Source organism: Burkholderia sp. Bp9004, from assembly GCF_003858025.1.
Classification (GTDB): domain Bacteria; phylum Pseudomonadota; class Gammaproteobacteria; order Burkholderiales; family Burkholderiaceae; genus Burkholderia; species Burkholderia diffusa.
The window spans coordinates 42800-50669 of sequence record NZ_QTQD01000044.1 but is presented as its reverse complement, the minus strand read 5'-3'; the positions used below and the strand labels follow the sequence as shown (position 1 = coordinate 50669).

Here is a 7870-nt window from a genome sequence, read left to right as displayed (position 1 = left end):
TCGGGCGCACGATGCAAAGCAGCAGTTTTTAACCTCGGACTCTAACTGCAGTTCGGACTAAAACCGGGGGCAGGTCAGCCGCACGTGTGTGCGGCTGACAAAAAGAAATCTGGCCGCCTCTTCAATCGTCATGTTTCGCCTGCGGTTGAAGGAGAAGGGCGGCTTCGCACGTCAACTATCCGATGTGGAGGAACCATGCTGTGACCTGCGCAATTCTTCTAGGGCTTGAGAGAACCTGCTTTCGCACCGGGACCTGATGCCCGCTTTCGTGGCTACCGGGGCCGGAGTATCCCCTAGCAGCAAGGAGTGCACTTCCGGTTGGTACATGGGGTCAGTTATCCCGAACGATATATGTGTGCCGGTGACGAATATGCTGTTGAACACGGGCCAGCTACCCAGCAATCCATCATCGTCGTCGCTCCCCGCGTCTTTTATCTCGCCAAAGCCGGTAACGTTGCGTGCCTCGGTGAACAGGCGAATCAGTTGCGGCATGCCGATTGTGGCGGGCAAACCCGCCAACTCATAGAAGTCGGCTTGTGCCACATGGTTTCTTTGAACCCCGACGGCGCGCAGGGCGATTGTTATCGCCGCCTTCAGCACTTTCAGTGCATTCGGCGACAACCCCTTGGTGTCGAACTCGATAGAAATGACTTTACTCATGGGGCTGGAAGAAGAGTTACGATGGGTTGTGACGTGCGCGGTCATTTCCCATCATCATGCGAACGATTGACGGATTGGCTTGCGAGAGGTGTTCGATTTCCGCCCGGTAGCCATATAGCCGATGGAGCGCCAGGGCGATGGCGCATGACCGTGAATAGCCGCCTTCGCAGTGGACGACCACCGATACGATTTCTATCGGCAGGGCCTCGACGAAGGAGCGAATCGACTGAGCCTGTTCCAGGGTGAACGCGTGGGCGAGCTTGTCTCGTGTCTTCTTCGAAAGACTCGGGTTCAGGAAATCGACGTCCGCGAAGCTCAGGCGCAACACATGGGCGAAGCCGTCGAGGCTGGCAGGCGGGCGCTCTGGTGCGGTGACCGAGATGACGGCAATCGAGGGGAGCTGCGGCAGTTTCTCGGCGTCACCACGCGACAGTGCGAATACCTGGCGCGCGCCATTCGCCAGCGGCTTGTATAACTTGCCCACAACATCCTGAAGTCGCTGCGTCATCTCGCCTCGCTCTCGCTCCGCTGACGCTGCTTGACGGCTCTGCTAGGTCTGGCGTGCGTTGCGCGGCATCGTTCCAGCTCTTTGCAAAGCAAATCGATTTCAGCTTGCATGTTAGCGGCTCGTTGTAGAAGCCGTCCGACTTCGTACCAGTATGCATAGCCCAAATCGCCGTCCGCCATCGCCAGCTCGTGAATTTTGCGGAGGGCAATGTCCAGGTCGATGTGATTGTCGGAAACCATCTTTTACTCCTCCGTAGACCCAGCATTCCGCGACTGAAAGGATAAGAAGGCGCGGGTGGACGCCCGGTACAGCGCCTATGCCACGCTCTCTTGGGAAGTCATCGGGAACAACCTGCGTGCTCATGGTGGTGGTCTCGGAACCTTGGAAAGGGCACCCTAACAGGCGGGATTCAGCTCGTCAAATAAACTGTTTGGAGTGCTTGACAAAGTGAAATTTCACGATATACAGAGGGTGTTTTTGCAACAAATCGGCGGCGTACCGCCCTGGTTGCCGATGCAATCGCCCGCTCGGCCGAATGGCCAAGGCGGACCGGCTGGCGTCGCGACGGATGCGTCTCACGTCGTGCTGCACGGTTCTCCGATGGCAGGTGGCGGCGACGCCTCCGCTTCGCACATCGCCCAGCCGCGCGGCGTCCAGCGGTACGGCGACCTGTGAATCTCACCGGTGTCGGTGTTCGCCCATCCACCGCCGGGCACGCGGCAAACACGGGTGCCGCGAGGCACCAGAGCCTGCAGCCACCGGGGCAGGGCCGCGTGCTGCGCCGCCGCCTTGCCGCTTTCATCCAGTCCCCCGTAACCGAACAGGCGAGCGCCTTTCGGGAGGCGCGCCACACAGTTGAACTTGGCCATGTAGCAGGCCCACCGCTTGACGTGCCTGCATGCGGCGGTCCAGGTGGCGCCCCAGGGCCACCATTGCGCGAGCTTGGCTTTGTCCAGTTCGAAGCCCCGGGGGAGCCAGAGCGTCAGGTGGTAGTGAAGCCGGCCGCCACGCTCCAGCACCCAGGCGTAGGGCAGCGCATAGCCGCGACGCTTGAGAGCCTTGCGCACGCGCTCCAGGAAATCACTGAGATGTCCTGGGGAGAGCTCCCCGTCGTCTGCGAACGTCAGCGTCAGCGCGACAGCCCACAAGCCCGTCGTCCTGGCCTGACGGCGCAGCGCCTTGATGACAGACAGCAGCGTCTTTCGAGCCTTGTTTTTTCGCTTTTTGGCGGACGGCGTCGCACTTCTTTCAATCTTTCTGACAAGTTCAGCAAAGCGGAGCGCGGATGCTGCGGTGAGACAGGGACGGCGGGCAGCCGTCGGTGAAACGAGAGACATGGCACACCTCGGGTGTGTGCCGCTTCAGCCAGATAGCTGCCCTCAATGCAAAAAATATTTCCTCCGCGTGCTGATATGCGGCGGATTCATGGATATTCCGCGCGTCTATACTCCCGCGTGAGTGAGCATAGGTGCGCTTCGGCGCCCCCCGCCCCGGTTGCCGCCGGGGCGATTCTTTGTGGGACTTGAACCTACAGTTCAGGGGAGTTGGCGCGCGGCAACCTGCTCGGCCGGTGCTACGGCAGGGACAAGCGGCTGGCCAACGCGTGTGGACTTGCTGACCAGCCAGGCTTCGAAGTCCGATACTTTAAAGCGAAGGAGCCGCCCAATCTTGGTGTCTCGGGGCAAGTCGCCGCCTTCCGCGTGCCGGTTGTAGATGGTTTGCTCGGGGAGGCAGAGCATCACTGCGAGCATCCTGGGGGTGAGGAGTTGGTCTTCCACGGTGTCACGTTTCCGGGTAAGCAGTCACACGACTGCACGGAGTATACGTGCGGGCTACGAGGATGATTGCGTGTTTTTACGGGACGCTCCTCGCGTAGCTCCAATGCTGTGCAGTTATTGAAATGTGTTGCCTGAGCATGAAAGCATCGGGCGCCCGTTCACTGGCGTCAGATAGGGATTTGTCTCGTGCGAGTACGAAGCACGTTAGGATTCGGGAATTATCTGCAAGCGGGCAAGTTCCCGCCAGGTGAACGGTGGTCACAGATGTTCTGCCTGGCGCGGCCAACCTCGAGCAACGTACCTATGCGCGTATTCATCGACACCGAGTTCACCAACCTGCGGGACCGTGAGCTAATCAGCCTTGCGCTCGTCGCCGAAAACGGAGCCGAGTTCTACGGCGAATGCAGCGACTTCGACCCATCCCGATGCAGCGAATTTGTGCGGGAAACTGTCCTGCCGCAACTCGGCAGACCGGCGGGTCGAGCGATGCCACTTGCGCAGCTTCGCACGGAGGCGATGGCCTGGCTGCTGCGCATCCCGGTTCGCGAGCGCCCCATCCTCTGCTACGACAACGACGCGGACCTGCGAATACTCGAAAGTCGGATTGGGCGCCTTCCGAAAAGGTGGCAGCAGGAGAACATCTGGACTAGGCTGAACTCAGCAGGACTGGAGACGTTCTTTGCCGAGCATGGCCATCAGCATCATGCGCTGTGGGACGCCCGCGCCAATCTGGCCTGCTTCCAGTCAAAATCGGGCAGTGGACTCGGGCAGATTTGACGATAACGGGTGAAGTGGCGGTGCTCCTCGGCAGCGCTGTTGCAGTTTCTGCGGTCGGACTTTTAGGCCGGATTTGCAGCCACATCGGCTTCGGGGCAAAAATCCGGGCAAGCTGAAATGCCGTGGAGTAAAACACAGCCTATTCTTTTGGTGTTTTCGCCACAGTTCAGTGGCCCTCCGCTCCACCAACGGAATTCAAAGGGTTCGGTCGCATGTGAGACAGGAAAGTTGATTTTGCCTCGAGTGCAAAGATATGCTTCTCTGACAAAGTGCGATCTTATGTTTCAACAACAAAGCCGGCCTTGCGCCGGCTTTGCTGTTTGGGAACGAGAATCCGTAGCCTGGCTGTGCTCGCGCACGAATCGAGCTTAGGCGAATGTGTCGTCGAAATTGCGCGATCGATCGAAGTCCCTTTCGCACCTATGTCCGTGACTAATCGTTGATGTGATCGCGGCCGTTGGTCGAAGTCAACGACCCTCGGCCATGCATCCCTGCTGGCCTGAGCAAGGCTGGCATCATGCAGGGTACGGGCTGGATTTCAAACTGGCGCAGATCGCCAGTGCCGGCCGCAGTGTTGCCCGGGCTGGCCATGGACATCGCCGCCGGAAGCATCAGAAGTACCTCAAGAGGGCAGGCGCGGCTCCTATCCGCCGGAGCCGAGACCTGCATCAGTGGCAGCCGCCGCCCAGCGCCTGCACGCAGTCCCGGAACGACTGGCAACCCGAGAGAGCCAACGTCCACGCCAGCAGCACCATTCCCATCCATTTTCTGATGATCACACGACTCCCTAGCTGAAAAGAACGACATTCGCTGTCGACATCGGCAACTCGCCGCCGACGCTACGCATCCACATACGACGTCTGCTGGGACGGCACCAGGCGTGGCGGCGGCGTACACAAGCAGACACACAGATCATCGCTCAGCGCCGCCTGCCGCCCATCGGGTCCGGTCGTGGAGACGCGCGGACCTTCGCACTGGATATGTCCCATGGTCTTGCAGACAGGACACCAGACTGGATCGGTCTCATACGCCTGCTCGCGGCCACCGAGCAGATCGTGCGCGTCGCCGCCCTGCACGATCCCGCCGACCGTCGTCAGGTCACCTTTCACAATATCGTAGCGGCGCATCGTTCGGCTCCGGTCAGACTGCGCCCGGTCGCGCGCGCAGGCTGTTGACCAGCGTGTCCCACGTCTGCAGCGCCCCTGCCTCGTCGACCGGAGCGGTGGACCGGTCCGGTGGCAGATCGCTACGTGCGGGTGCGCCCAGCAGCAGTTCGACCGAGGTATGCGGCTGCGCCACCGTCGCGGGATTCCCCGGCGCGAGCAGGTAGAAGCGATACACCGTGACGTCGCCGTCCTTCAGCGCGAACAGCACTTCCTCGGCGTCCATGCCGGCCACCGTTCGCTTACCCTGCCGCAGGATACGATAGCTGCCGGGCATGCGATCGAGTTTCGCACGCAACTCGGGCAGGCTGCTGATGAGCGGTTGGGCTTGATCTTCTTCCACCGCGTCGCGCAACTTGATCACCAGCAGTGCCGGCCGGCCCGGCATCAGCGCGAATGACTGGCTCACTTCTTCCGTGTAGGTCGACCGTCCGGTGATAATCCCGCCGTCGAAGCAGAAACCCGATTCCGTCGGCACGGTCCAGTTATCGCGCACCTTGATGCGGCGGTAGGTGTCGTTATAGATGCTTTCGGCTCGGCTCATCGCATCCGCCCCGATCCTGCCGGTTGTTTGGACGAGCGTACGGTTCGCGAACAGATAACCTTCCGTATCGAACGGTAGGGCTACTCCTTTCACCACCGCACCGTTGAAGAGGAAAACCCGCGAGTGCTGCACCGGAGAAAACGCCATTTCCAGCCATGCGCGCCCCGTTTTCTCATCCAGATTGACGGGATTCACCCGCTGTTTGGTGCGCAGTTCCTTCTCGCGCGCCGCGACTTTGGCATCGTAGGTCTCCACCGACACGTCGTGCGTCGTGACGAGTTTTTGTCCGCGGTACAAGTAGCTTTCGTTCGAGATCTCGCTCGAAACGGGGCGATCGAACACGAGGCGACCGACGCACCACGGACGTACTTTGGACAGCAGAGGATTGTTCATCATTGGTTCCACGGAAAACGCGAGAGAGCAGGCACACAGACCCGCCAGCAAAAGAAGTATGCGAACGATGCGCGCCATCACGCCTCTCCCGGCACGTCGATGTCCTTCACGATCTGCACCACACTGTAGAGGAGCGCCCAGCGGGTCCAGGGATGCGCGTAACTCTTCATGTGCTCATACCCGGCCTGCACGAACGCCATCTGCACGCCGTTGGCCGGATCGCCCGGCACGCCCGGCTTCAGGCCACGCGCCTGCGCGTCCGCCGACCATGCCGGCACGGTGCCGTCACCGCGAATGATGCCGGTCTTGCCCGCCACGCGATCCCAGTCGGTCGTAGCGCTCACGTCGGGGATCTTGTTGGTCTTCTGCATCGTGAACGTGACGCTCAGGTTGCGCTCTTTCAGCAGCACGCGGAGTTGGCCCTTGCCCGAATCGTCTAGCAACTGGGCAGCGCGGAGCTCGGATTCATGCACATCGGCCGGTACGTCGCCGGTCCAGATGGCGTTGCCCCAAGCCAGCAAGTTCTTCGTCAGCTCTCCTTGCTCGACGGTGGGCTTGTCCTTGTCGGTAGCCTCGGTCGTCGAGCCGGACGTAGGAGATCGCGTATCCAAGCCTCCGTTGCCATACGCCACATACGTGTTGCCATGGTACTTATTCTTCAACTGGCTTTGCCGTGTGACCACTAGCGTCATCGTGGCGATGTAATTGTCGACCAGCGCGCTGTCGCCGGTCCCGTCCCTGCCGAGTCGCTTTCTCACCACTTTGCCCGGATCGAGCTGAGCTGCCTTCGGCAGCAATCCGTACCAATCGGCATTGAGATACAGTTCACTGAGCGCGTCGCCATGCTTCGGGAACTGCATGAGCACCGTTCCGTCAGGTCGAGCGAAAATCCACCATGCCCTGCCGTTGTTGTAGTCCGGCATCGGTGTCAGCTCCATCGGTCCCGGTGCGTTCGCCATCACCGCGATGAATTCATTCGCATCGCGTCCGAGCAGGCTGCCGTTGATAAATCCGTTCATGCCGCCTTCGGGGCCGCCCCCTGTCTTGTAACGCTTGGCCGCCAGCGGCGCTCCGGTGGCCGGCTGTGCGCCGTGAAACACGCCGTGGATCGAGTCTTCCGCGCCATGGCTCAACACGGCAAAGCGAGCCACCAGACCACCCATCGAATGCGTCACGATGATGGCCTTGCCCGTGTCGTTCTCCTTGCAAATCTCGGTAATGCCCATGAGCCGCGTTTTCCCCTTGGTCTGCGGATCGGGACAATCGACACCCTTGACCACATCGCTCCCCGAATCGTAATTCGACTGCAGCCAGTTGTAGCCGATTGCGTAGACACGGTAGCGGAACTTGACGAACCGCTTGAACTCAGGGGACTCCGACGTGATCGCCTCGCCTTTTCCGTACGCCCCGTATTGCGTCGGCGCGGTGTCCAGCACCGGATGCAGTGCCCACGTTTTGCCCTTCGGATCGGGCGCGCACCAAGCACCTTGCAACTCGCCGCACAGCATGGGGTTATTTAATTGTTGCTCAAGCCACAGCAGCACGGGCTGGTAACTGGTTCGGTAGACCGAACCCCAGCCGCGCCGCCGCGCCTCCTCTTCGGTGATCGTCTTGCCATCGCCCACGTTGATCGGTCCGAGCGGCGTCACCGACACCTTGAGAGGATCGAAACGGATCTCGCGCGACGATGCGCTTTGAAACCACCCGAAGAGGACCGACAAAAATCCGCCGAGCATCGAACCAACCGTGTCCATGTTCGGCGCAAAGAAGGCCTCGTCGCCGGTGTCCTTGGTGACGATGGGCGAACCCATGACGCCGGGGATGAAGATCACCGGGATGATAGGGCGCAGGTCATGCAACGTCTCCTTGGCGCGCGTATCGTCGGCCGGCGTCAGGGTGGCATGGGCATACGAGTCGCCCCCTTCATCGGTATGCGATGAAAGACGGACGACTTCGTGTTCGGCCTCGTCGTCGCCGGAACCCTGGCCCGGGGTACCGGGACTGTCAGGCTGATTTTCGCTCATGGATGCTCGCTGATAGAGTTGTG

At 60.8% G+C, this 7870-nt stretch carries 9 protein-coding genes; 1 reads left to right on the top strand and 8 read right to left on the bottom strand.

All coding sequences use genetic code 11. The annotated features are described in order from the left end of the window. Positions 1-171 precede the first annotated feature (171 nt). The 5 genes from DIE08_RS32410 to DIE08_RS32390 form a co-directional block, all read right to left on the bottom strand. Complete coding sequence (locus DIE08_RS32410; protein ID WP_124905777.1) at positions 172-660, bottom strand: hypothetical protein; 489 nt, start codon at positions 658-660, stop codon at positions 172-174. Positions 661-676: 16 nt separating this feature from the next. Beyond that, positions 677-1168, bottom strand: coding sequence for a hypothetical protein (locus tag DIE08_RS32405; protein ID WP_124905775.1), 492 nt, complete (start codon positions 1166-1168; stop codon positions 677-679). Beyond that, entirely contained in the window at positions 1165-1407 is a 243-nt protein-coding gene (locus tag DIE08_RS32400; RefSeq protein ID WP_124905773.1) for a hypothetical protein, read from the bottom strand. The genes DIE08_RS32405 and DIE08_RS32400 overlap by 4 nt, the downstream gene beginning before the upstream one ends. A gap of 336 nt (positions 1408-1743) precedes the next feature. Beyond that, the gene (locus tag DIE08_RS32395; RefSeq protein WP_185715934.1) at positions 1744-2505 is read right to left on the bottom strand and encodes a hypothetical protein; all 762 of its coding nucleotides are present in this window, start codon (positions 2503-2505) and stop codon (positions 1744-1746) included. A 198-nt stretch (positions 2506-2703) separates the two neighbouring features. Continuing rightward, the gene (locus DIE08_RS32390; RefSeq protein ID WP_221622516.1) at positions 2704-2946 is read right to left on the bottom strand and encodes an AlpA family transcriptional regulator; all 243 of its coding nucleotides are present in this window, start codon (positions 2944-2946) and stop codon (positions 2704-2706) included. Between the two features lie 303 nt (positions 2947-3249). Between DIE08_RS32390 and DIE08_RS32385 the strand changes: the two genes are divergently transcribed. Next, the gene (locus DIE08_RS32385) at positions 3250-3723 is read left to right on the top strand and encodes a 3'-5' exoribonuclease (protein WP_260436610.1); all 474 of its coding nucleotides are present in this window, start codon (positions 3250-3252) and stop codon (positions 3721-3723) included. An 839-nt stretch (positions 3724-4562) separates the two neighbouring features. Here DIE08_RS32385 and DIE08_RS32380 read toward each other — a convergent pair. The 3 genes from DIE08_RS32380 to DIE08_RS32370 form a co-directional block, all read right to left on the bottom strand. Continuing rightward, positions 4563-4850, bottom strand: coding sequence for a PAAR domain-containing protein (locus DIE08_RS32380; RefSeq protein ID WP_089471967.1), 288 nt, complete (start codon positions 4848-4850; stop codon positions 4563-4565). A 13-nt stretch (positions 4851-4863) separates the two neighbouring features. Then, positions 4864-5823, bottom strand: coding sequence for a T6SS immunity protein Tli4 family protein (locus DIE08_RS32375; protein WP_185715933.1), 960 nt, complete (start codon positions 5821-5823; stop codon positions 4864-4866). 77 nt (positions 5824-5900) lie between these two features. Beyond that, a complete protein-coding gene (locus DIE08_RS32370) occupies positions 5901-7847 on the bottom strand; it encodes a triacylglycerol lipase (protein ID WP_124905767.1) in 1947 nt (648 codons plus the stop codon). Between the last annotated feature and the right edge of the window lie 23 nt (positions 7848-7870).